The sequence below is a fragment of the Bdellovibrio sp. HCB209 genome, from assembly GCF_047306065.1.
Taxonomy (GTDB): domain Bacteria; phylum Bdellovibrionota; class Bdellovibrionia; order Bdellovibrionales; family Bdellovibrionaceae; genus Bdellovibrio.
Map to the genome: position 1 here is coordinate 2,008,077 of NZ_CP178618.1, position 22,595 is coordinate 2,030,671.

Consider the following 22,595-nt stretch of genomic DNA (forward strand, 5'->3'; position numbering starts at 1 on the left):
TTAAACTCCAGATCTTCTGTAATTTTCAACAATCCAATTGTGAATTTCTGAACGCAATTTTGCAAAGGCCTTATTTTCAGAACCATACAAAACGCGGTTAGAAAGAATATTTACGCTCATGTCCATCTTAGGATCATACCAAACCGAAGTTCCCGTGAACCCCGTGTGTCCGATAGAATCAAGCGAGAAGTAATTTCCACAGCTCGCAGATCCCGGTGTTGGCATCATATAACCCATTGCCCAGTCGCCCTTACCTTCTGGCAAAGCACGCTTAGCAAACAACTGAGCCGTCTTTTGACGGATGCTGTATCTTGCAATCCCTAAAATCTGGGAGCGCAAATGCAGTGAGTACCAACCCAAATCATCGATGCTACCAAAAAGACCGGCATGCGTAGAAACGCCACCAAAAGACCAGCAATTCAAATCGTGGACTTCACCTTGCACAAGTTTTTTACGAACAGGGCACTCTTCAGTCGGCGCAAACAACGAAAGCTTCGTCGAAGTCACGTTGTCTGGATGGAACTCCAAAGTCGTTCCTGCATAGAACTTGTTCTTTGTATCTGTCCATACATCCAAAAGTGGCTTTTCAAAGATCACTTCAAGAATATAACCCAAGACCAAGAAACCTACATCGGAATAGACAGCCGTTTCAGACTTCTCAAGTTTCAAATCCTTGATGATATCGCGCAGTTGATCGCGACGCTTTTCACGAGACAACGACATATTGATCTCTTGATAAAAAGGCAACCACCAAGGCAAGCCTGAACTGTGAGTCAGAAGCTCTGTGATTTTAGTTTCTTTGGAAGGAAACCACGGCAAAAACTCTGCGACTTTAGAATCGAAAGTCCATTTACCCAACTCGTAAGCGTACATCATCGCTTGCTGCGCAAAGATCACCTTCGTAACGCTGGCGAAATCATAATAAGCGTAGGTATTACCAACAGCCACGTCACAAATAATGCGACCACCTTGATAAGCACGCACCATAACCCCAGGAGTCGTATCACGAATACGATCTTCAAGTTGGCTGATCAAATTCTTTTCAAGAATTGAAAATTTCATTAAGCTTTTCCTCCTGTTTCGATACTGAGATGGACCTTACCGTTCTTTTGAGTCAGAACGCATGAAGTGTTTAAAGGTACCGGTCTCTGAATAACATCGTGACCCGCTTCAAGACCTTGGAAAATAGGAATCTCCAGGTCTGCAGACCAACGTTTGAATACTTGTTTTAATTTACTGGAATCAGATCCAGGTTCATTGCCACCAATGAAATCACCTAAGATCAAACCGTGGCATTGCTTAAACACGCCCGCCTGGCGCATATGCTCAAGCATTTTATCAACGCGATAACCGCGCTCACCCGTGTCTTCAAGGAACAAGAAAGACTTCTTCGCATCAATCTGCCAAGGAGTTCCCAAGGTTGTTTGTAAGACAGCCAGGTTGCCACCGACGATACGGGACTTCATAAGTTTTATGTTACGTGCCTGATCATTGAGTGGCTTTAGTTTTTTAAATTCAATTTCGGTCTCTTTACCGAACAAAACATTGTGCAGCTCTTTTTCAAATTTCGGAGCCACCAAGTTACGTCCCAAACGATCCAAAAGAGGTGCGTGCAACGTCGACCAACCCCACTCCTGAATCAGGAATGTATGGAGTGACGTAATATCACTGATACCGATCAAAAGTTTCGGCTCTTTTGGTTTCTTAAGCTTTGCAAGCATAGGGATCAGGCGGTTGCTTCCGTAACCACCACGCATGCACCAGATCACTTTAGAATCTTTGGATTGAATCGCAGCCTTCAAAAACTCAAAACGCGCCTCATCCTCATTCGCATGCAAGAAGTGCGGCTTGATGATGTCTTTAGGAATGCGTGGAACCAAATTCCATTTCAAAAGAAAATCACGAGCACCATCCACCTCATGGGGCTGCGAAGGGTAACCCGGAGCTACCACATCGATGATGTCGCCTTCTTTAAAAAACTTCCAACGTGTCATTACGCTTTTACTCTCTTGATAATATCTTTGATCGATTTTTTGTGTTTCTTACCCGTAAAGATCTCTTCGATCTCTTTTGGTTTCAACAGCGCACGAGCTTCGTCACTGCCCATCAAGCGGTCTTTTAGATGTTCACCAAAACCCAAGGAATGACAAAGTCTTTGCACCAATGCATAGGCATCTTCACGACGAAGACCTTTCGCAACCAATGCCAACAACACGTGAGAACTGAACAACTGCCCTTGCGAGCTATCGATGTTGTCACTCATGCGTTTTTTATTCACTTCTAGACCATCCAGCAAAATACTCATGCGATGAATCGCATAATCAGCAACGATGAATGCATCTGGGAAAATCACCCGCTCAACAGAGGAGTGACTGATGTCGCGTTCATGCCACAAAGCCACGTTTTCCATCGCTGTTAAAGCATAGCCACGCAACAAACGAGAAAGTCCTGTGATGTTTTCTGCGCTGATAGGATTTTTCTTATGAGGCATGGCTGAGGAGCCTTTTTGTCCCTTCGTGAAACCTTCCGTTACTTCGGCAACTTCACTGCGTTGCAAATGACGAAGCTCCACTGCCAAGCGCTCAAGTCCTGTCCCGATCATCGCCAAGGAAATCATCATTTCTGCATGACGATCGCGTGGAATCACTTGAGTCGCAATCGGTTCTGGTTTCAATTTAAGCTTGCGCGCCACCATTGCTTCGACTTTGGGAGATTGGCTTGAGTATGTGCCAACAGCACCACTCAATTTACAAATCATCATGTTATCCAAAGCTTCTTTGACACGTTTTTTATTACGACGAAGCTCCATCAAGAAGCCAGCCATTTTGAAACCGAATGTCGTTGGCTCTGCAAACATGCCGTGGGTTCTACCCGCACACAAAGTTTCTGCATGTTTAGCAACCAAAGACTGCATCGATTTTTCTAAACGAATGATCGAGCCCATCAAAACTTGACCCGCTTCGCGAACCTGTAAACTAAAAGCAGTATCCAAAACATCCGAAGACGTCATACCGAAGTGAATGTATTTTCCGTGAGGTCCCACATTTTCAGCCACGTTACTAACGAAGGCGATCACGTCGTGCTTAGTTTCTTTTTCAATTTCAGAGATGCGCTTAACATTGAAACGTGATTTTTGCGCAATCGCCTTGGCTGCGACTTTAGGAATCAATCCCAACTCCGCTTGCACCTGTGCGACTGTGATTTCAACTTGCATCATCTTGCCAAATCGTTGATCTGCATCCCAAATAAGACCCATCTCAGGGCGTGTGTAACGTTCGATCACTGACCGGCTTCCTTTCGCTTCTCTTTTTGTTCTTTCAAAAGTTTTTCTTTCCACCAATTTTGGATGTGCATCAATGACAACTCATTGCGAGCAAACATTGCTGTCCACGCAAAATGCGGCCATACTTCAGGACCATCCAAATGCAAATTCCCGAAAGCAACACGACCACGACGTGACGTGTGCTTAGACGAAAACACTGGGAAGCGCGGAGCTCCCAACTGGGCATAAGTATAATAATATTCTTGCGGGAAGCTTAAAACTTCCGGCGCCGCCAAAGACATACGGCGAAGCAAAATATCTTTCATACGCAAACTGCGATTCGTTAGATATTCTTTATTGAAACGTTGGACGGTTGGAATTCTCATCCACACGTCGAACTGTTCTGCAGAAGATGTTCTTTGTAAGACCATCATGTTTTCATGAGTCCAAGGAGAACTCACATCATCCAGCAAAACTGTGTGCAGCGGAAGACCATCACGCTCCGTGCAACCTTGCAACGACACGCGATAGCGCACCCAGCACCATTCAGATTCTAGCGGTCCTTCGTTGAAGAAATACTTACCCAAGCGTTCGTTTAGGAAATAAGTTTCCTCTGAAGACAGAGTCCAAACGAGTTGTTCTAGTTTCAACAGACCTTGGTTTTCACCCGCGATCTCAAGACCCGTGATTGTCTTACCAGCACCGAACGAAGCATCCACGATTTTTTGTGGTTTAATAACTTCAACGCCTTTATCACGCAACCACGCAAAAGATTTTTCCAAACCATCACGTGTCGCCTGACGAACCAGGAATGAAGAAAACAAAGGCAGAGATCCACCAACAGTCGCTGCCGTCGCATTGGGCTTAAACGTTGTTCCCGCCCACTGATGAGCAAAATGCAAAAGCCAGCTCTGATCAAAATCAAAAGACGTCACATTACGACTGACTGATCTTTGCAACTTATCTGGAGCATTCGTCAGCAAGACTTCTTTCACTTGCGGAGCTAAAGACGAATTTTCAACTTTGAATTTTGTCAAAGGCCCCTTGCACTCAAGAGGACCTTCCGGAAGCCACAAGGTAAAACCGTTGTGCAACTCTTCGAAAGAGTCGTCGGAATACAGGCGTTCCATTTGTGATTCAGAAATGCGTTCGTTACGGAAAAAACCGAAAGGACCTTCTAGATCTTCGGAAGGCCACACGCCCAACTTCGAAGACACATCAACAAGAGTCGTCTTGATTCCCTCGCGTGAAAGAGCTGCTGCCAACCAATGACCGCGACCAAAAGCAGAGACTATGACTATGGGACTGCGAAGCTCCATCTAAATCACCCCAAAAGTTAGCTAAGATATTCAAATCAATTAGAAATTCATACTATCCCCAAGTCAAAGATTCGCACTGCGCCAAATGGGAAAATGCCCTCTTGGACTGGGCTCTCCGTGCAAGCTTGAGAGGGGGAAGGGACGCTACTCCGCGACACGGCATCCTTGCCTCACCGTCGCCGGCTTTGCCGGTTCGCGCATCGTGCGCCGACGGAGGTCGCTGCGTAGAGTCCCTTCCCCCTCTCAAGCTTGAAGAAGTGCTTTGTTTGTGGGCATTTTGCTTTTTGGTGCGTGCTTCATTGGGGTTGTTTTTGCCAGGATGGCGCGTATCATTTGGAAGTGATTTTACTACAAACTGCATGGGGAAATTTTATGTTTCGTTCTTGGGTTGTTGGCTTTGTTTCTTCAGTTGTTACTTTAACTTCTTTGGTGGGGTTTGCTCAGACTTCGACTGAGGCTAATAAGACTTCTTCGGAGAAGGTTCAGAGTTTTTATGAGCTTTCTGCTAATGATATTGGTGGGAAGAAAGTTAATTTTTCTACTTATCGTGGGAAGGTTGTGTTGGTGGTTAACACGGCTTCGCAGTGTGGGTTTACTCCGCAGCTTAAAGACCTAGAGATGCTTTATAAGAAGTATGCGGATCGTGGTTTTGTGGTTTTGGCTTTTCCTTCTAATGATTTTAAGCAGGAAAAAGGCGACAACTCTGAGGTGCAGTCTTTTGCTAAGAAAGAGTATGGATGCACGTTTCCGTTTTTTGATAAGGCGCCGGTTACTGGTAAAGATAAACAGGCTGTTTATCAGTTCCTGACGGAGCAAAAGCCGGGGATTATTTTTAAAGATGTTAGCTGGAACTTTGAGAAGTTTTTGATCAATCGTAAGGGCCAGGTCATTGAGCGCTGGACTTCGATCACCAAACCTTCTTCGGATAAAGTTGTTGAAGCGATTGAAAAAGCACTGAACGAGCCCCTCTAGGAAACTTAGGTGTCTCATATTGAAACAGGCTCTTGGAACTTCGGCGTATTTCTCAAATTTGTCTGAAGTTTTTGGCTGTTTCTCTCGATAATATTAAGAGGGGGAACTGTGAAAACCACGGGAACTATTCTACATTCTGGCCTTCTGGCTTTTGTGTTGGCTGCGGGAATGCTATTGCCTTCTTACTCCCATGCCCAAAGCTCTGATCAAAAACAATATCTCATCGCTCAATCTGATCCCGATGAGGCTTTCGATCCATTTTCTGATTACAGTGAATTTGACGAGGACTCTGACGAAGAGGCCGACGTTAACTTTTTCCGTAACGGTCGCTTCTTTACTGTCGGTCTAGCCGGTGGTTATCGTGGCTTTACTGGTAACTTTGCTGACCAGTATTCTGCGGCACCGTCTTTCGGTTTGTTCTTGAGTTACTTCTTTGATCTTCGCTTGGCTCTGAATTTGGGTTTCCAAACAGGTGACCATGCCGTGAAGTTTTCGACGATCGATGCGGGCGGTAACCCTGTGAATAACTACAGCGGTACTGTTTCGATGACTTCGATCAACTTTGACTTGAAGTACTACTTGAACACGCAAAACGTAACGCGCGGTTTGGCTGATTTGAACCCTTATATCTTAGGTGGTCTGGGTCAGTTCTATCGTACGTATACAATCTCTGGTATCGACTCTTACAGCCGTGACTCAACAATGGGTTTCGACGTGGGTGCCGGTGTGGAGATCCCATTGATGCGTAAGAAAGCCTACCTGGGCCTTCAAGCTGCCTATCATTACGTTAACTTTTCAGATGAAAACAAATCCTATGTGCAAGGTTCAGAGAAGCTAGAAAAGAATCTTTCTGGTGACCTTTATGACTTCACATTTATCTTGGGTATGAATTTCTAATTATCGTAAAACAGAGCGATCACCTGCAGACCGAACCCTAACAGGATCACTGCGGGTGCAACCCACTTCAGAATAATAATCCAGTGTGAATACATCGAGAAAGAAACGAATTTATCGCGATCGATAAAACTGGTTTCTTTTTCTTTTTCTGTGGTGCCTTGATAAAACACCCACAAAATCCCAAGTGCCACGAGCGGCAAGAACCAATTGATCAAAATAGAATCCAGAGACTCAATCAAAGAGCGACCACTGATACGCACAGTCTTTAGAACTGAGCTAGAAAGCGCTGGCAAGATCGCAAGCACTAGGGCCGCCGCCCCCGCATACCAAGTCGCACGACCGCGCTGCATGGACTTATTACGATCCACCAAGTTCGATACGACAACTTCCAAAAGACCGATGCTGGCATTCAAAGCTGCCAAGTAAAGACAAACAAAGAAGATCAATCCGAACAAGGCTCCACCAGGAATCCCCAACAGATAACGAGGTAAGACCTCAAACATCAATGCAGGATCCGTCAATGGCACGTTGGAGGCTTGGAAAGCCACCGGGAAGATCATCACCACCGCAACCAAGGAAATCAAGGTATCAACCAAGGCCACACGGAAGCCCGCAGTTGGAACGTGATCTTCGTCGCGCAGGTAAGACCCGAAAGTCACCATCGTTCCAAAACCCACAGACAACGTAAAGAACACGTGTCCCAGGGCGTGAATCAACGACGACAATGTTAACTTAGAAAAATCAGGATAGAATAAAAAGCGCATGACTTCGGGTGTGGATGGCAGCGAGAAAGACTTCACCAACAAAACAGCCACCAAGAAGGCAAAAAGAGGCATCATATAGCTGATCCATCTCTCCAAACCCTCTTGAACACCTTTAAGTACGACGACGACAGTAATCAGGACGTGGGCACTGGCAAGCATCACTTGCAACCAGCCATTCGACATCAACGCCGCCAAATTCGTTTTACTAGCGGCCCCCTCGACATCCAAAAACATCGAAGTAAAGAATTGAGTCATGAAATGCAAAACCCAACCACTGATAACTGCATAGTAAGAAAATACGACGACACTGACTAAAACGGCTAAGCGCCCAACCCAGCGGAAATTCTTTTTTGCCTTCTGCCCCATCATGTCTGTGGCTACGATCACGGAGCGGCGGGTGTTTTTACCCAACATCAGCTCTGCGATCAGCATTGGTGCACCGACAGCTAAGGACAAGAACACATAAAGCAAAATGAAGGCACCGCCTCCATTTTCACCGACCACATAGGGAAAACGCCAAAGATTCCCCAGACCGCAGGCAGAGCCTACGGCCAACAGGTAAAATCCAAAGCGTGTTCTCCACGAGCCGCGTTTAAGCATTATTCCTCGATGTTCGCACCACGGCGAGATTTCATACAGAAGATACGAATCGGCAAACCGTGAAGATCCCATTTTTCCTTGATGTGTTTAATCAAGAAACGGCGGTAAGAGTTCGTAACGCCATCTGGATGATTCGCAAACGCGATAAACGCCGGAGGACGTTGATATGTTTGAGTCACATAATAGAACTTCACGTTCGTAGTACCCCAAACCGGAGCTGGAGTTTTACGGATCGTCTCAAAGAAGAAATCATTCATATCACGAGTTGGGATACGGAAGTTGATTTGTTCAGAAACCTTTTCGATCATCTCGAACAAGTCATCAATACCTTGACCCGATTTTGCGCTCGTAAATACGATATTTACATCTGTGAAAAAGTGGAACACGCGCTCACACTGGTCACGGAATGTTTTACGGTATTCAGGAATCTCAGCGCCACCGATGTCGGATTTATTCGCAACAACGATCACACCTTTATGGTCTTCCAAGATAGACTGCATGATACGCGCATCTTGATCTGAAGGACCTTGAGTTCCATCGATCATCAACAAGATCAAGTCAGCTCTACGGATAGACTCCTGGGATTTAAACGCAGAGATGATCTCTAGATCTTCTTCACGACGGCGAGATTTACGCAAACCCGCTGTATCCACCAAAGTATAGTTCTTATCATTGTAAACGAACGGAGAGTCCACCGCATCGATCGTCGTACCTGCGATATCAGATACCATCATACGGTTCACACCCAAGATACGATTACAGATCGAGCTCTTACCCACATTCGGCTTACCAACGATAGCGATTTTCATCCCTTTGTCGTAAGTGAATGTTTGTTCAGGAATTTGATCTACAACCCACTCAAGGATCTGACCGATACCACGACGTTGCTCGAACGCCGCTGAAACAATGTCGACACCGAATTCATAGAAATCAGTTTTCGCCATCTCTTCGTCTTGAGTGCTATCCACTTTATTGATAACCAACAAGAATGGTTTACCCGTTTGCTTTGCTACGCGGATAATATCACGATCTTCCGGAATCAAACCTGCACGACCATCCATCACCGCAATGATGTAGTCTACAGAGTGAAGAAACTCAGAAACTTGTTCTTTGATCAATTTAGAGAAAATATCACCAGCTTCAGTAATACCACCTGTATCGATCAAATCGAATTGCTTACCCCAGATATCAACAGGTTCGATCATGATATCGCGAGTGACTCCAGCCTGATTTTTAACCACGGCCTTACGAGTCTCAGTGATAATATTGAATAGAGTAGATTTACCTACGTTGGGGCGACCAATGATCGCCACCTTAGGAGCGAACTCAGTCCTCTGATTCTGTGACATAGCCCAACTCCTTCATAATACGTTTATTATCAAACCACTCTGGTTTCGCTTGGACTTTTAGATCCAAGAATACTTTTTGATCCATCAGCTTTTCGATCTCTTTACGAGCTTCCATGCCGATTTGCTTGATCACAGATGCACCTTTACCGATAACGATAGCTTTTTGGCTTTCGCGACCGACCAAGATCTCAGCGTAGATCTTAGGCATAACACCCGTTTCATCAAATTTTATGATACGTACTGCAATATGGTACGGAACTTCATGGTGAAGATTATCGAAACATCTTTCACGGATGATTTCGCAAACCATGTCGCGAACATTTTCATTCGTGAAGATTTCAGAATCATACAATGGAGCTGGAGACTCAGGCAAAATACCCAAGCACTCGATCAAGATAGCTTCGCGCTCTTCAAGGTCACCTTTGTAGGTTTTTGCAGAGACTGAAATCGCTTTACCGCCCTTATCTTCGATCATCTTTTTCAAAATCAAAACACGGTGAGCTTTGTCTTCGATATCTGTTTTAGTAACAACACCAATCCAAGGCTTCTTAGAAGAGGAAACCAAGTCGATGATTTTTTCAGCATCGTCTGATTTCGCTTCATCAATACTCACAACTGCCAACAAGGCGTCGGAGTTTCTGATAACTTCTTCAGCTTCTTTTGCTAGGAATGCATTCAAGCCTTTATCGGCTTTAATCAAACCTGGAGCATCAACAAACACCACTTGGCCTGCGTCGGAAGTCCACATACCCAAGATACGACGGCGTGTTGTCTGCGGTTTTGCAGATACGATCGACACTTTTTCGTCGACAAGGAAGTTCATCAATGTGCTCTTCCCGGCATTAGGCTGCCCGATTAATCCTAAAAATCCTGCCTTATAACTCATAACTATTTCGTCTCCTTAAACTTTGCATCTAAAGCGCTTTTGGCCGCGTCTTGCTCGGCATTTTTCTTACTGCGTCCGCGCCCCTTGGACCAGATTTCTTCTTTAACTTTTACACACACTACAAACTGGCGATCATGCGGAGGACCTTCCTCAGCCAGAACCTCGTACTTCGGCGTTTCTTTCATCGCCTTTTGTACAAGCTCCTGCAATCGTGTCTTGTAGTCTCTTTCAAAATCTTCGTTACAGCAGGTCTTATCACAAAGTGGTAAGAACTCTTTACGAACAAAGACTGAAGCGGCGGCAAAGCCACCATCCAGATACATCGCCCCTACGATAGCCTCTAATGAAGAAGCCAAGAGGCGAGGTTTTAATGCGCCCCCGGTTTGCGCCTCACCCTTACCTAGCTGAAGAATTTTGTTGAGCTCCATATCACGAGCTAATTCAAACAAAACCTCTTCATTCACAATCGATGCACGTTTCTTAGAAAGGCCGCCCTCGTTGTCTTGTGGGTACTTCTCATACAAGAACTCCCCCACAACCAAATCCAGAACAGCGTCTCCTAAGAACTCGAGCTTTTCATTGTGCTCAGTATGGTTCTTAAGTTCATTTGCATAACTCTTGTGCGTAAGAGCACGAGCTAGCAAAGCCATGTTTTTAAATTTATATCCCAGACGTTGCTCGAGTGAATTCATGTCAGAACCTCCCCGATCAAGTGACCTTCCATATGGTTTTTATTGGAATGATCATAACCTGTGATTTTTAATTCAACTTCTTGTCCAGCCCAGTGAGAAAGGAAGCTTTCTGCACCTGGAATGTCCACCGGCCAGTAATCATGGCTTAAGCCCTGACCACCTTTAGCGGCATTTTTCAAAACCAGAACCTTCTTAGTTGTTCCGATTTGAAGCTTTGCCTGCTCCTCATAACGAGCGATGCTTAAATCGCGCAGACGAGCTGCACGCTCAGCACGCACATGAGGGTAGACCGAAACATCCATCGCCGCTGCACGAGTGCCTTGGCGCTCGCTGTACGGGAATACGTGAAGTTTAGTCCAAGGAAGCTCAGCCAGAGTTTGGTAAGTGTCCTCGAACTGCTCAGCCGTTTCCGTTGGGAAACCAGTGATCACGTCCATACCCACGAAAGAATTTGGAACGCGCTTTTCAATAGCTAGCAAAGACTTACGAACATCGTCTTGAGTATATTTACGCTTCATATGGTGAAGCACTTCTGTGTTCGCACTTTGAATGCTCATATGGAAATGAGGGCAAAGTCTGGAATCAGTATACAAATCCAAAAGTCGTTCAGAAACTTCCACCGGTTCCAATGAAGACAAACGGAAACGTGGCATTTTAGTTCTAACCAAAAGATTTTCGATTAGATCTTCCATCACCATTTGCTTGCCGTTGATTTCATCTTCGTAGTCACCGATATGAACACCGGTTAAAACCACTTCACGTGATCCTTCGGCATAAAGATCGTTGATACGTTGAACCAGGTTCGCAATTGAAATCGAACGAGACTTACCGCGAGCATAAGGAATAATGCAGTAAGTGCAGAAGCTATTGCAACCGTCTTGGATTTTCAAGAACGTGCGAGTGTGGTGTTTTTCAATCCCCCCACCCATTTCCAGATCTTCTTTTTTAAAGATGTTGGATTTAAATACTTTTTCAGTCAGCTCGCCACGGAAGTGCTTATTCAAAAGCTCTGGCAAATTTCCTTTATGGGAATTTGCCACAACCAAGTCCGCCCCTGGCAATGACGAGAACGATCCCGTATCCACCTGAGCCGCACAACCCGTCACCACGATCGTACAGAACGGATCTTTTACTTTTAAGCGACGAATATAGCGAACGGCTTCTTTCGTAGCCTCTGCAGTCACTGCACACGTATTCAAAACGTGAATGCGCGCATCTTTTTCGCCACGGATCACCGGAGCAAAACCATTCGCATTCAAGTTCTTCTGAATAAGACCCGCATCGTAAGTATTTACCTTACAACCAAATGTATGAACCTGATATTTCACATCACGATTCACTTGCGCAGGCTGAGGTGTCTCTACAGAGTGATCCATCCGCCTCCTACGAGTTCGCGTTCGCGATAAAACACAGCGGCTTGACCCGGAGTCACTGCACGTTGTGGTTCTTGGAATTTCAATTTAAATCCAGTTTCAGTTTTATAAACCAAGGCTGGAGAACCTTTGTGTTGATAACGGATTTTTACGTTCATCAACTCGCCATCTTGCAAATCACCCAACATGTGAGGGTCTACAACATCGACTTCGTGAGCAAATAGATACTTTTCGTCACCAACCCACACCGTGTTGTCTTCCGCATCGATTTTGATCACGAATAGTTTTTCGTGGTGATCCATACCTAGCCCCTTACTTTGACCGTAAGTGTAGTTATGAATGCCTTCGTGCTTAGCCATCACTGTGCCATCTGGGTAACGTTTCAATAGACCTTTTTTAGAATCCAAAACTGCTTTTGGAACTTGGCCTTTGATAAAGTTTTGGTAACCAATACCACCCACAAAGCAAATGCCTTGGGAGTCTTTTTTCTTAGCCGTTACCAAGCCCATTTTCTCAGAGTACTCACGCACTTGAGGTTTCTTCATGTCACCAATTGGGAACAAAAGTTTTGGAACAAGCTCTGGATCAATCGTGAACAAGAAATACGTTTGGTCTTTCCAGTCATCTGTTGATGTGTGGATTGCAGACTTACCGTTTTCATCAGTGACGACTTTCGCGTAGTGGCCTGTCGCCAAGTAATCGCAATCAAGTTCTTTCATCTTTTTCACCAGATGGTCGAACTTTAAGTACGTATTGCAGTTCACGCATGGAAGTGGTGTTTGACCTTCAAGATAAGCTTTCAAGAAAGGATCAATAACCGCTGCGCGGAATTTTGCTTCGCAGTTTAATACATAAAATGGAATGCCCAAACGATCCGCGACTGCGCGCGCATCATCCACATCGATCGACGAACAGCATGTGCCGTTGCCTTCTTCGATATCACAAGTTGAGTAATCCCAAACTTGCATTGTGGCCCCAATAACTTCATAGCCCTGTTCAACTAACAGCGCAGCCGCGGCAGAACTGTCCACGCCTCCGCTCATAGCAACAAGTACTCTCCCCTTAGACATGGTAAGTCTCTCCCTCTTCATGTTCTATGGATCGTAAACGCGTTACGACCTCTTTTAATGCCTCAACAAATCCATCTACTTCAGCCAATGTGGTTTCCCACCCTAAGCTCACGCGCAAACTGTTTTGCGCTTCCTGACGAGTCAGCCCCATCGCTAGTAACACGGGACTTGGTTCCGGGTTCCCACTTGAACAAGCAGCCCCCGTACTTACCGCATAGCCTTTGATATCCAACGACATCAGCATTGTTTCGCCATCAGCACCCTTGATAACCAACGAGCTCGTATTACCCAAGCGTGGAGTTTCAACAGCTGTGATTGTCACATCTGGAATTTCTGACAAGATACGTGCTTCCATGTGATCGCGAAGTTTGCTGACCTCGAAAGCGCGATCTGCAACCAGCGGCGCTCTTTGCGCCATCAACCCCAAGCAAGCAATACCCAAAGTGTTTTCAGTGCCACCACGACGATGACGTTCCTGACCACCACCGTGAATCAACGGACTCACGTTCATGCCTTTTTTCATGTAAAGCACGCCCGTCCCTTTGATCGAATAAAACTTGTGACCAGAGATCGAAGCAAAGTCGACATTCAACTCTTTAAAATTCAAAGGTGCTTTACCGAAACCTTGCACAGCATCTGTGTGAAACAAAGCGCCCTTTGCGTGAGCCATCTCTGCCATTTGCTTGATCGGGAACAACGTCCCTGTTTCGTTATTGGCAAACATCACAGAAACCAATGCGGTTTCCTCGCTCAAATTTTCTGCGTAAAATTTCAAATCGATCACACCTTCGCGACTGACCGGAATATAACTTACGCGAGCACCTAGGGCTTCAAGGTGCGCCATCGTTTTCATGATGCTTGGATGTTCAACCGCAGAGCACATGAAATGCGTGCGACGACGTTGCTCTGGAGCTAAGAACTGAGCTGTGTGATAGTAATCAAACAAGCCCTTCAAAACTGTGTTGTTGGCTTCACTGCCACCAGAAGTAAATACGATTTCTAGCGGAGAAATATTGAATGCTTCAGCGATTGCTTTACGCGCATCGCGGATTAAATTCTTAGGCCCTCTTCCACCCCAATGGATGGAGCTCGGGTTGCCACCAGCGGTCGCAAATTCCGGAAGAGCTGCTATCACTTCAGCGCACACAGGTGTGGTCGCATTGTGATCGAAATAGTGAAGAACTTTGGTCTGAAGCATAAGTGGGCGGAGACTACCATATTTGCTAAGTATTGAAAACCTCTATATTTTTGCCGTCTACCTAGTACGCAATGCTGCAAAAAATACAGCCAACCTAGACCTAGACTCAGGTTTCCCTCGGTTTGAGCCGATAAACACTACAATGAGCACTACTGAATGGTTTGAGCATTTTAAACATAAACTTCAAGGACTTACCGAGTCACACTCGGTCGCGGGATCGCCATTAAGCCTCCTTGCGTATGCTTTGAAAGAAAATCAACTCCAACCTGATGAATATTTCCCTTGGGCAATGGCTCATTATAAACTCCCTCGTCTTCAGGCACGATTTTTTACAGAAACTCCTCCTCGCAAAGAAATGTACGCTAAGTGGGCGACTCATTACTCATGGACGGTGGAGTGTCTGCCTGTGGCGGAGTGGGATGGCATTCTTGTAGTGGCATGTCTGCAACCGCCGCAGGATTTCCCTTTAAATCCGACGGTTGTTTTTGTTTTGGCTCCCCAAGAAGCTCTAGAATCTTGCTGGAACTCTTGGCAGTCCTCTGAAAACGCAGCTGCACCTTCTTTGCAAAAATCAGAATCTGCTATGCCGGAAGGCATGGCTGCTTTGAATATCGCTCCTGCTAAAAAATCAGGCGACAGCTTCTCGTTTGAAGATATGGGAATGAGTGAAAGCTCCAACCCTAGCATTGAAACTTCTGAAGAGGGTGAAGAAACTCCCTCCGAAGGCACGGGCGAAGTTATGGGTGGACTGGAAGGTATCTTTGATACTCCAGTGGTTAAACTTCAAGCTCTTGAAGTGGCTGCCCACGAAACAACACCTGTTGATGATATCTTAGTTTCTCAAGACGCTCCGGCTGAAGAAGTTCAAAAAACTTTTGAAAGCACGGTAGTTGATACTCGTCCGGTTTTACCAGCGGCAGCTCCGGTTGCAGCTATTCCAAAAGCAGGTCCCCCGCCTCCACCATCTGATGAAAATACAGGTGATGTAGTCAGCGAAGACAGCTTTGGCAACAAACCTGTTCCAGTGGTAGCTCCACGCCCAACAGGTGTCGCAAAACCTACAATGAATCCTGTAGCGAGCGGCAGTTTCCTAATGGAAAAATTGAAAAAGAAAAACAACACTATTATCGCCGACAAAGTAAAAAGAGTTCTTTCAGAAATGAAAGCACACTTTGAAAAATCCATGATTTTGACTTTGGATGAGCAAGAATCTCAAGTGACAGCGTTCGCATGGGACGAAAACTTCCATGACATCAAAGACACGTCTTTGCGTGTGCCTTTGAAAACTCCAAGTATCTTTAACATCGTGGCTTCTACACAAAAGCCATTCCATGGTTATATTTCATTGAACGAAATGAATGAAAAATTCTTTGAGCAATGGAATCAAGGCGCGATCCCTGATCACGTCACAATCACGCCTATCGTGGTTGAAGAAAAAATCGTGGGTATGCTAATGGGCTTTGCTGAAAAGTCTGCTTACAACAAGACTTCTTTGAATCTTGCAGAAAAGCTTTCCAGCGAGTTCACTAAAGGTCTACAGGCCGCTTAATTTCGAGCGGCTTCCCATTCTCGACGAAGCTTTCCATACACTTGAGTACTGCGGTACTTGCCATTGATCAGAGAGTCTTCACGCAACTCCCCTTCGAGTTTATAGCTGTTTTTTAGAGCGACGCGAGCGGAAGCTTCATTGAAGGAAGCGCAGCGGATTTCCACTCGGTGAAAGCCCGCTGTAAAACAAGCATCTTCAAGAAGTTTGACGGCTTCGCTGATGTAACCTTTGCCTTCGAACTCTTTGCCGATCCAGTAACCTAGTTCACAGTGTTTGAATTCCCAGTTGATGGAATGAACGCCACAACTACCGATGTACTTGCCATTCACATACATGCCGTAATCGAACAACGCCAAGTTATCCCATTCGGAAAAAGTCGCATTGATCCAGTTTTTAGAATCTTCGATGGAGTTCGTAAGTTTAGTCCAAGGCATGTCTTGGAGATGCTCACGATTGACATCAATCATCGCAAACATCTCTGGCGCAAGCGACATAGAGTGCTTTTCAAGAGTGATACGCGAACCTTTTAAAACGGAAGGCAAAGGACGTTGTGAGATCATCACATCATTCTATTCACCTGGATCGACGAGTGCAAGCGAGAGGCGCCTTTTAGAGGAAGAAGCCTTTTCCTTTTTCTCCGGCCTGCAGGAATATTTGCCAAGCGAATTTCTTTGCGTTTTTTGGGGATGTCACAGACAGGGCTTGCGAAGTTTGTGGTTCAGAGGAGATTTGACTCATAGGATTTACCTCCTGATGCTTTTGATTTTACTCCTGTGGACGCAAAACCACGTTAAAGCTCAGACAGCTTTCAGAAAAAAATCATGTCATTCAACTACAGAAGGCGCGAGGTAATAATACGCTCGGTTTCGCCCGAGCCTTTGGTGATACTGACTTCGACTCGTTGCCAGTTTAGGGGTAAATAGTCGTAATCCAAACGTTGAGCCCACTCGACCACGACGAAACCTTTTTTCGGCGCGAACAAATCCCAAAAGCCGGAGCTCTCCAAATCGTCGTCATCGTCCAAGCGGTATAAATCCAAGTGATCCATCGTACGACCTTGAGCATTTTCATATCTCAAGTGAATGGCAAAGGATGGCGACTGCACATCCTTCATTCCCAAAATCTCAGCCATGGCTTGCACGGAAGTTGTTTTTCCAGCACCGACATCGCCACTCAAAAGTAAAACACAGCGATCACTTAAGTGTGGCAGGAATTCCTGCCAAAACACTTTAAGTTCCGCTGTTGAATTGATTGTTCTTTGGGAATTTAGAATTGAAGACATAAAGTTTTACTTTAAGATCTTACGCATCTTTCTTACAGACGCTTCAAGTCCATCTTCAAGAGCGTAACATACCAGGGAATGCCCGATGTTCACTTCTTGAAGGTATGGCAACTTGTTGATTTCCTTAGAGTGTGCGTAATCTAGACCATGGCCTGCGTGAACGTTAAGACCCAAGTAGTTCGCCCACTCAGCCGCCTCAACCAAACGCTTCCACTCTTTGGCTTTTTTTGCACCCGTCAGGTGAACCCATTTACCAGTGTGGAATTCCACCGCATCAGCGCCCACTTCAAAAGAAGCTTCAACTTGTTCGATGGATGGTTCGATGAACATAGAGATCTCGATTCCAATGCGTTGAAGTTTTTCAACCATTGGAAGCATTTTCTTAAAGCCCTTCTTAACGTCCAAGCCACCTTCAGTTGTTAGCTCCGCACGTTTTTCAGGAACAAAGCATACCCATTGAGGGCGATACTTTTTGGCAAACGACACCATTTGTGAAGTCGCAGCCATTTCCAAATTCAAAGGAACTGGACAAGACTTAGAAAGAACTTTCAAGTCTTCCAATTGGATATGACGACGGTCTTCACGCAAATGAATCGTGATTTGCTCTGCACCGCCCTTTACAGACTTCTTAACCATCTCCAGAAGGTTCGGGTAAGCTGTAGTGCCGCCGCGAACCTGACGAAGTGTAGCGACGTGATCAACGTTCACGCCCAAACGAATTTTATGTTTCATTAGCTTAGTTCTTTCTCTAGGAAGCCTGCGATCTCATCTGCATAATGAGAGATTTCTGTTTTGTCTTTTCCTTCAACAAGGACGCGGATCACAGGTTCAGTTCCAGAGAAACGAACAAAGACACGGCCATTGCCAGCAAGTTTCTTTTCGATATTCGCGATCATATCGTGATAGCCCTTGATGTCTTCAAGTTCCATACGACGTTTTACACGAAGGTTAATCAACACCTGAGGCATATCATCAAACACGCGCGCAAGATCACTCATGCGCTTATTAGTTTGCTTCATCACCGCAAGCACGCTTAGAGCTGCGACACAGCCGTCACCTGTTGTTGTGTGATCCAAGAAGATGATGTGACCTGATTGCTCACCGCCCAGGTTGTAACCATTTTTACGCATCTCTTCGACAACGTATTTGTCACCCACACCGACTTTAACAACTTTGATACCAGCATCGTTCATGGCTTTTTCAAGACCGAAGTTCGACATTTGCGTTGCTACCAAAGTGTTGTTTTTTAGAAGCCCACGCTCTTTCATATGAAGAGCACTGATAGCTAGAATACGGTCACCATTTACGATCTGACCTTTTTCATCCACCATGATCACGCGATCCGCGTCACCATCAAGACTGATACCAACGTCAGCGCGGTATTGAACCACGGCTTCAGCCAATTTTTGCGGATGCAAAGCACCGACTTTATCATTGATGTTCGTGCCATTTGGATCATCACCCAATTGGATCACTTCAGCACCCAACTCTTGGAAAATCGAAGGAGCCACTTTGTAAGCCGCACCATTCGCTGTATCTAGAACGATACGCATACCATCTAAAGTATATTCCAATGGGAAAGTTGATTTTACATAAACGATATAACGACCTTGGGAGTCGTCAATACGACGAGTGCGCCCAATTTCTTTACTTGGAGGAAGAAGCGCTGTTAGGTCTTCTTCAAGAACCAAGCGTTCAATTTCGCGCTCCATCTCTTCAGAGATTTTAAAACCATCGGCACCGAAAACCTTGATACCGTTGTCATGAAATGGATTGTGAGAAGCAGAAATCACGATACCAGCAACCGCACGCATTGTACGAGTCAGGTAACCGATACCAGGAGTTGGAAGTGGTCCTACCAATTGCACAGCCACACCCATAGAATTCAAACCGCTCGCTAGAGCTTGTTCGATCATGTAACCAGAAAGACGCGTGTCCTTACCGATAACGACCTTACGAAGTGAAGGGTGCGCATTGTATTTTTGTTTTTGTAGGATGTAACCGATCGCCTGACCGATTTTAACAACCATATCCGGAGTCATTGGATATTGATTGGCTGTCCCACGGATACCGTCTGTACCAAAAAGTTTCGCTGATTTTTTTTCCACTTTATAGACCTTTTTGTTCTTCTGCTGCTTCTTCGGACTTGTCTTTGATGCGTACAACTTCCACCTGAATCTGATTCGGACGAACCCCTAGGATTTTAACCCCTAGCGGAACCTCGATCTTATTCAGTGGAATATCCACATAAACGACGCCTTCACCCTTTGAAGAGATATCAAGATTGATATTCTGTGACAAAGAGCTTTCCATAAACTTCTTCAAAGCCGCTCTTGGCCCTGAAACCTTTACCTTGATGTGGTCAGTTGTCTGCGCCACCACATGGGTTCCAGCGGCTGGAATTAGATCGACCTCGATATTCTTGCTTAAAACGAAATCCCGGCGGCCCAAGATGGTCAACCACAGGATCAGAGAGATAAACAAAGCCACTACTTTATAGCTGAAATTTTCCGTCACAGCATCGGACCAACGACGTCTCACGACAGATCTCCTTGCTGAGAGAAGGCTTTGTATTTAAGACCGAAAGTTTCGTAAAGAGCCTTACGGATATCACCTAGCTCCACGTTAGGACTCAAATGGCCCCCTTGAACGATACCAATGGATTTATTTTCCTCAGAAACCACAAACACCAAGGCATCTGTTTCTTCGGTCAAACCAATCGCGGCTCTGTGGCGAGTCCCCAAGTTTTTATCCAATGCTGGGTTTTTTGAAAGAGGCAGGAAGCAACCTGCTGAATTGATCTTACCGTTACGGATCAAGACCGCCCCGTCATGCATAGGACTTTCCGGATGGAAAATAGACGCTAGCAACTCTGCCGACACCTTAGCTTCCATCTCTGTTCCAAATTCAATGTGATAATCGATCACGATCTCACGCTCCACCACCACAAGGGCGCCAAAGCCTTTTTGAGCTGTTAGGATAATACCCTTAGCGATCTCTTCGATAACTTGGGTTTCTTGGATTGTAGAGGCATCTGTAAAGAATGGGTTCGATCCGATATGAGCCAAGGCTCTGCGAATCTCGGCCTGGAATAAGACCACCACGATCACAAACAAATTAGAGAAGAATTTTTCTAAGATCCAATTAAAGGTGAAAAGCTCCAACCAGATACTGAGGATGTATCCAATCGCCAAAACTCCCAATCCTGAAAGCATTTGGATCGTTCCCGTGCGCTTGATCAAAACCAAGATACGATAGACCACCATCCAAACAAGGATCATGTCGATCGCATCTTGCACGCGCAAGTGCTGAACGATGAAGACAAGATTGTCGATAAACTGCTGCAACATCATGGTGCCCAATCAAAAACGTAATGGGGTTAAAGCACAAAAAGCTCCGAGTTTCCTCGGAGCTTCAAAAGAGACCTTAAATTGTTACTGGCCCCGTGTTTCCTACCGGATCAGATCCAGAGGAATCATCTTTCTTGCCGATGCCTTGAGCTTCGGCCAATGCCAGATTTGTATCGCGGCGGTTGTTTCTGTATTTTTCAATTTCAGAAACCGCAGCCCCGTTGATCATCATATCAACTTCGTGACCATCAATTGTTTCATACTCAAGCAACGCCTGAGTCAAAGACTCAAGAGCTTGCTTGTTGTCAGTCAGGATGCGAACCGCAGTTGCGTAACCTGTATTGATGATTTTAGAAACTTCCGCATCGATCTCTTCTGCTTTCGCTTCAGAGTATTCTTTGTGGGATTGGTGACCGTATTGCATACCCAAGAACACTTCGCCGCCTGATTTCTCAAACGCCAAAGGACCTAGTTTCGACATACCCCATTCGCAAACCATACGGCGAGCGATCGAAGTTGCGCGCTCGATATCGTTACCAGCGCCAGTCGTCACATCTTTAAAGATCACTTCTTCAGCGGCACGACCACCGAACAAGAAGGCAATCATGTTCTCAGCAGTAGATTTCGACAAAGACACAGATTCTTTTTCTGGAAGAGTTTGAGTTACACCCAAAGCCATACCGCGAGGAATGATCGTCACTTTGTGGATTGGATCCAATCCTTGAAGTTTCTTATTCACCAGCGTGTGACCTGCTTCATGGTACGCAGTCACTTTTTTATCTTCTTCAGAAATCACCATGGATTTTCTTTCAGAACCCATGATCACTTTGTCTTTAGCTTTTTCAAAGTCTTCCATCTCAAGATACTTTTTATCAGAACGAGCTGCCACAAGAGCTGCTTCATTCACAAGGTTCTCAAGGTCTGCACCCGAGAAGCCCGGAGTACCACGAGCGATTTTAGAAGTATCAACGTCAGGTCCAAGTGGAGTCTTACGCGTGTGAACGCCCAAGATTTGCTCACGACCTTTAAGATCTGGCTTATTCACAACCACGCGACGGTCGAAACGACCTGGGCGTAGAAGAGCTGGATCTAGAACGTCAGGACGATTCGTCGCTGCAATCATGATAACGCCTTCAGAAGATTCGAAGCCGTCCATTTCAACTAGCAACTGATTCAGAGTTTGCTCACGCTCGTCATGACCACCACCCATGCCGGCACCACGATGGCGACCTACGGCATCGATCTCGTCGATGAAGATCAAGCAAGGAGCATTCTTTTTACCTTGTTCAAACAAGTCACGAACACGAGAAGCACCCACACCCACGAACATCTCTACGAAGTCAGAACCAGAGATTGTGAAGAATGGAACACCTGCTTCACCCGCTACTGCGCGTGCAAGCAATGTTTTACCTGTACCCGGAGAACCCACCAAAAGAACACCCTTTGGAATACGGCCACCAAGCTTCGTGTATTTTTTTGGATCCTTCAAGAAACTTACGATCTCTTGAAGATCGTCTTTCGCTTCGTCAACACCAGCGACTTCTTTAAACGTCACACGATTTTTGTGCTCAGTTAAAAGACGGGCACGGGATTTACCGAAAGACATCGCTTTACCACCGCCCACTTGAATTTGGCGCATGATAAACAAGAACATTGCCACGATCAAAATCAACGGCAACCAGTTCACGATCAATGATTGGAAGAAACCACCGTTATCAGCACGCTCATAGTTTGGCGTGATGCCGTTAGCTTCTAAGAATTTGAAACCTTCATCTTGAGTATTACCCACGATTTGGAAATGAGTGCCTTTGTACTTTGTTTCAAAGTCAGGCTTCATCTCACCAATGATTTCACTTGTTTCTTGGCGGAAAGTTACGCTGGCAACTTCCTTAGCCTTTACAGCCTCAGTGAATTTTGAGTAGTTGAATTCACCAATTAGTTTTTGGTGCTTGCTCTCATAGGCTTGAAAAAGAAACACTGCCATAATGATTAGGAAAAACCATAGAGCTAGCGTTTTCTGTGTAGATCGCAT

21 protein-coding genes are annotated in these 22,595 nt (G+C 45.5%); 3 read left to right on the forward strand and 18 right to left on the reverse strand.

Translation table 11 applies throughout. From position 1 onward, the window contains the following. The 4 genes from ACLVWP_RS09790 to ACLVWP_RS09805 are packed head-to-tail and all read right to left on the reverse strand — an operon-like array spanning position 1 to position 4,581. A complete protein-coding gene (locus ACLVWP_RS09790) occupies positions 1-1,062 on the reverse strand; it encodes a serine hydrolase domain-containing protein (protein WP_413557057.1) in 1,062 nt (353 codons plus the stop codon). Continuing rightward, entirely contained in the window at positions 1,062-1,994 is a 933-nt protein-coding gene (locus ACLVWP_RS09795; RefSeq protein ID WP_413557058.1) for a S66 peptidase family protein, read from the reverse strand. The genes ACLVWP_RS09790 and ACLVWP_RS09795 overlap by 1 nt, the downstream gene beginning before the upstream one ends. Further along, complete coding sequence (gene purB / locus ACLVWP_RS09800; RefSeq protein ID WP_413557059.1) at positions 1,994-3,283, reverse strand: adenylosuccinate lyase; 1,290 nt, start codon at positions 3,281-3,283, stop codon at positions 1,994-1,996. Before purB ends, ACLVWP_RS09795 begins: the two co-directional genes overlap by 1 nt. After that, entirely contained in the window at positions 3,280-4,581 is a 1,302-nt protein-coding gene (locus tag ACLVWP_RS09805) for a hypothetical protein (RefSeq protein WP_413557060.1), read from the reverse strand. The genes purB and ACLVWP_RS09805 overlap by 4 nt, the downstream gene beginning before the upstream one ends. A gap of 372 nt (positions 4,582-4,953) precedes the next feature. On the opposite strand from ACLVWP_RS09805, the gene ACLVWP_RS09810 reads away from it, so the two are divergent. Together ACLVWP_RS09810 and ACLVWP_RS09815 are read left to right on the forward strand one after the other, a co-directional pair. After that, complete coding sequence (locus ACLVWP_RS09810) at positions 4,954-5,553, forward strand: glutathione peroxidase (protein WP_413557061.1); 600 nt, start codon at positions 4,954-4,956, stop codon at positions 5,551-5,553. A gap of 108 nt (positions 5,554-5,661) precedes the next feature. Then, positions 5,662-6,450 carry an outer membrane beta-barrel protein gene (locus tag ACLVWP_RS09815; protein ID WP_413557062.1) on the forward strand — a complete coding sequence of 263 codons (789 nt, stop codon included), beginning with the start codon at positions 5,662-5,664 and terminating at the stop codon, positions 6,448-6,450. Here the strand turns inward: ACLVWP_RS09815 and ACLVWP_RS09820 are convergent. From ACLVWP_RS09820 to ACLVWP_RS09850, 7 genes are read right to left on the reverse strand one after another with little or no spacing between them, the layout of a single operon-like run. Then, entirely contained in the window at positions 6,447-7,814 is a 1,368-nt protein-coding gene (locus ACLVWP_RS09820) for a sodium-dependent transporter (protein ID WP_413557063.1), read from the reverse strand. The two genes, ACLVWP_RS09815 and ACLVWP_RS09820, sit on opposite strands and share 4 nt — an antisense overlap. Beyond that, entirely contained in the window at positions 7,814-9,163 is a 1,350-nt protein-coding gene (gene der, locus ACLVWP_RS09825) for a ribosome biogenesis GTPase Der (RefSeq protein WP_413557064.1), read from the reverse strand. Before der ends, ACLVWP_RS09820 begins: the two co-directional genes overlap by 1 nt. Continuing rightward, positions 9,141-10,049, reverse strand: a complete 909-nt coding sequence (gene era / locus ACLVWP_RS09830) for a GTPase Era (RefSeq protein ID WP_413557065.1) — start codon at positions 10,047-10,049, stop codon at positions 9,141-9,143. The genes der and era overlap by 23 nt, the downstream gene beginning before the upstream one ends. A 2-nt stretch (positions 10,050-10,051) precedes the next feature. After that, on the reverse strand, positions 10,052-10,741 hold the full coding sequence (gene rnc, locus ACLVWP_RS09835) for a ribonuclease III (protein ID WP_413557066.1): 690 nt from the start codon (positions 10,739-10,741) through the stop codon (positions 10,052-10,054). Continuing rightward, entirely contained in the window at positions 10,738-12,117 is a 1,380-nt protein-coding gene (gene mtaB, locus ACLVWP_RS09840; protein WP_413557067.1) for a tRNA (N(6)-L-threonylcarbamoyladenosine(37)-C(2))-methylthiotransferase MtaB, read from the reverse strand. The genes rnc and mtaB overlap by 4 nt, the downstream gene beginning before the upstream one ends. Then, the gene (gene mnmA / locus ACLVWP_RS09845; RefSeq protein WP_413557068.1) at positions 12,102-13,184 is read right to left on the reverse strand and encodes a tRNA 2-thiouridine(34) synthase MnmA; all 1,083 of its coding nucleotides are present in this window, start codon (positions 13,182-13,184) and stop codon (positions 12,102-12,104) included. Before mnmA ends, mtaB begins: the two co-directional genes overlap by 16 nt. Further along, positions 13,177-14,382 carry a cysteine desulfurase family protein gene (locus ACLVWP_RS09850; protein WP_413557069.1) on the reverse strand — a complete coding sequence of 402 codons (1,206 nt, stop codon included), beginning with the start codon at positions 14,380-14,382 and terminating at the stop codon, positions 13,177-13,179. Before ACLVWP_RS09850 ends, mnmA begins: the two co-directional genes overlap by 8 nt. A gap of 142 nt (positions 14,383-14,524) precedes the next feature. Between ACLVWP_RS09850 and ACLVWP_RS09855 the strand changes: the two genes are divergently transcribed. Further along, positions 14,525-15,931 carry a hypothetical protein gene (locus ACLVWP_RS09855; RefSeq protein ID WP_413557070.1) on the forward strand — a complete coding sequence of 469 codons (1,407 nt, stop codon included), beginning with the start codon at positions 14,525-14,527 and terminating at the stop codon, positions 15,929-15,931. Here the strand turns inward: ACLVWP_RS09855 and ACLVWP_RS09860 are convergent. The 7 genes from ACLVWP_RS09860 to ftsH form a co-directional block, all read right to left on the reverse strand. Then, positions 15,928-16,491, reverse strand: coding sequence for a GNAT family N-acetyltransferase (locus ACLVWP_RS09860; protein WP_413557071.1), 564 nt, complete (start codon positions 16,489-16,491; stop codon positions 15,928-15,930). The two genes, ACLVWP_RS09855 and ACLVWP_RS09860, sit on opposite strands and share 4 nt — an antisense overlap. Positions 16,492-16,763: 272 nt before the next feature. After that, entirely contained in the window at positions 16,764-17,213 is a 450-nt protein-coding gene (tsaE, locus tag ACLVWP_RS09865) for a tRNA (adenosine(37)-N6)-threonylcarbamoyltransferase complex ATPase subunit type 1 TsaE (RefSeq protein WP_413557072.1), read from the reverse strand. A 6-nt stretch (positions 17,214-17,219) separates the two neighbouring features. Continuing rightward, entirely contained in the window at positions 17,220-17,945 is a 726-nt protein-coding gene (locus ACLVWP_RS09870; protein ID WP_413557073.1) for a pyridoxine 5'-phosphate synthase, read from the reverse strand. Continuing rightward, positions 17,945-19,321, reverse strand: coding sequence for a phosphoglucosamine mutase (gene glmM / locus ACLVWP_RS09875; protein WP_413557074.1), 1,377 nt, complete (start codon positions 19,319-19,321; stop codon positions 17,945-17,947). Before glmM ends, ACLVWP_RS09870 begins: the two co-directional genes overlap by 1 nt. A gap of 1 nt (position 19,322) precedes the next feature. After that, positions 19,323-19,754 carry a CdaR family protein gene (locus tag ACLVWP_RS09880; RefSeq protein WP_413557075.1) on the reverse strand — a complete coding sequence of 144 codons (432 nt, stop codon included), beginning with the start codon at positions 19,752-19,754 and terminating at the stop codon, positions 19,323-19,325. Further along, a complete protein-coding gene (cdaA, locus tag ACLVWP_RS09885) occupies positions 19,751-20,566 on the reverse strand; it encodes a diadenylate cyclase CdaA (protein ID WP_413557076.1) in 816 nt (271 codons plus the stop codon). Before cdaA ends, ACLVWP_RS09880 begins: the two co-directional genes overlap by 4 nt. A 73-nt stretch (positions 20,567-20,639) precedes the next feature. Continuing rightward, complete coding sequence (ftsH, locus tag ACLVWP_RS09890; RefSeq protein ID WP_413557077.1) at positions 20,640-22,595, reverse strand: ATP-dependent zinc metalloprotease FtsH; 1,956 nt, start codon at positions 22,593-22,595, stop codon at positions 20,640-20,642.